This window comes from Nocardia abscessus (assembly GCF_015477775.1).
GTDB lineage: Bacteria > Actinomycetota > Actinomycetes > Mycobacteriales > Mycobacteriaceae > Nocardia > Nocardia abscessus_A.
In genome coordinates, this window is record NZ_JADLQO010000048.1 from 1 (window position 1) to 2,062 (window position 2,062).

Annotated in this window: 1 protein-coding gene; it reads left to right on the forward strand. The window is 69.2% G+C overall.

Features of this window, described 5'->3' with window-relative positions; all coding sequences use genetic code 11:
* A partial coding sequence (locus tag IU450_RS39155) for a condensation domain-containing protein (protein WP_228835759.1) occupies positions 1–2,062 on the forward strand: 2,062 nt, incomplete at both ends.

Consider the following 2,062-nt stretch of genomic DNA (forward strand, 5'->3'; position numbering starts at 1 on the left):
GCGACGCGGTTCGTGGCGAATCCGTTCGGTGCGCCGGGCTCGCGGATGTACCGCAGCGGCGATATCGGCCGGTGGGTCGGTTTCGGCGGTCAGGCCACCTTGGAGTACGCCGGGCGTGGTGATCAGCAGGTGCAGTTGCGGGGGTTCCGTATCGAACTCGGCGAGATCGAAGCGGCGCTGCTGCGGTGTCCGGGGGTCAGTCAAGCGGTGGTGCTGGTACGCGACGACGAGCACGCCGGGGACCGGTTGATCGGCTACGTCGTCGCCGATGCCGGCACCAGCCTGCACGCGTCGGTGCTGCGCACCCAGGTCTCGGAGTTCCTCACCGGCTACATGGTCCCCGACGCGGTAGTAGTGCTCGACACGCTGCCGCTGACCCCGAACGGGAAACTCGACCGCCGCGCCCTGCCCGCCCCGGAATTCTTGTCCACGGCGGTGTTCCGGGCACCGAGCTCACCAGTGGAACAGGCCGTCGCCGAAGTATTCGCCGGCTTGCTCGGCGGCACCGACATCGGCCTCGACGACGACTTCTTCGCCCTCGGCGGCAACTCACTGCTGGCCACCCGCGTGGTCGCCCGGATCAACGAAGCACTCGACGCCGACCTCGCCGTACGCGAGTTGTTCGCCGCCCCCACCGTGGCCGCGCTGGCCGCACGCGTCGTACCCGGCGCCGGCGGCGGGCGGCGCCCGCTGCTGGAACGCACCGAACGCAGCGAACCCATCCCCCTGTCCCTGGCCCAGCAACGCATGTGGGTCCTCAACCAATTCGACCCCGCCTCCCCCGCCTACAACATCCCCATGGCGATCCGGCTCAGCGGCGCCCTGGACGTCTCCGCCCTGCGCCACGCCCTGGCCGACGTCCTCGAACGCCACGAAACACTCCGCACCCGCTACCCCGCCGGCGGACCCGGCGCACTACCGTTCCAGCAAATCCTCACCGTCGCCGAAGCCATGCCCACCGGCCTGGAACTCACCACCACCCACGACCCGATCACCCAGATCACCGAACTCATGACCACCGGGTTCGACGTCACCGAACAAGTCCCCGTCCGCGCGCTGCTGCTGGAAACCAGCCCCGAAGAACACCTCCTGGCCGTCGTCGCCCACCACATCGCCGCCGACGGCGCCTCCATGGCACCCCTGGCCCGCGACCTGGTCACCGCCTACCTCGCCCGCCTCGGCGGCAACTCCCCCCGCTGGGCACCCCTGGAAGTGCAATACGCCGACTACGCCCTCTGGCAACGCTCGGTCATCGGCACCGACGACGACCCCACCTCCGTCGCCGCCCGCCAACTCGCCTACTGGCGCACCCAACTCGACGGACTCACCGGCGAACTCCAACTACCCCTGGACCGCCCCCGCCCCGCCACACCCAGCATGCGCGGCGCCAACACCGGCTTCGCGCTCACCCCCGAAATCCACCACGCCCTGACCACCCTGGCCCGCGAACACAACTCCACACTGTTCATGGTCATCCACGCCGCCCTCGCCGTCCTACTGGCCCGCCTGTCCGGCGACCCCGACATCGCCATCGGCACCCCCATCGCCGGCCGCGGCGAACGCGCCCTCGACGACCTGGTCGGCATGTTCGTCAACACCCTCACCCTGCGCACCCGCGTCGAAGCCGCCACCCCCTTCACCACCCTCATCGACCACACCCGCGAAACCGACCTCGCCGCCTTCGCCAACGCCGACATCCCCTTCGAACGCGTCGTCGAAATCGTCGCCCCCGGCCGCGCCACCACCCACAACCCCCTCTTCACCGTCGTCCTGTCCTTCCAGAACAACGAACAACCCACCCTCCACCTACCCGGCCTCACCATCACCACCCTCGACACCGGCACCGTCGCCGCCAAATTCGACCTCCAAGTCAACATCCACCCCCACCACCACCCCGACGGCACCCCCGCCGAACTCGACACCATCTTCACCTACGCCACCGACCTCTTCGACGAACCCACCATCCACACCCTCGGCCACCGCCTCCAACGCATCCTCACCACCATCGCCACCAACCCCCACACCCTCATCGGCGACATCGACATCCTCGACCAAGCCGAGC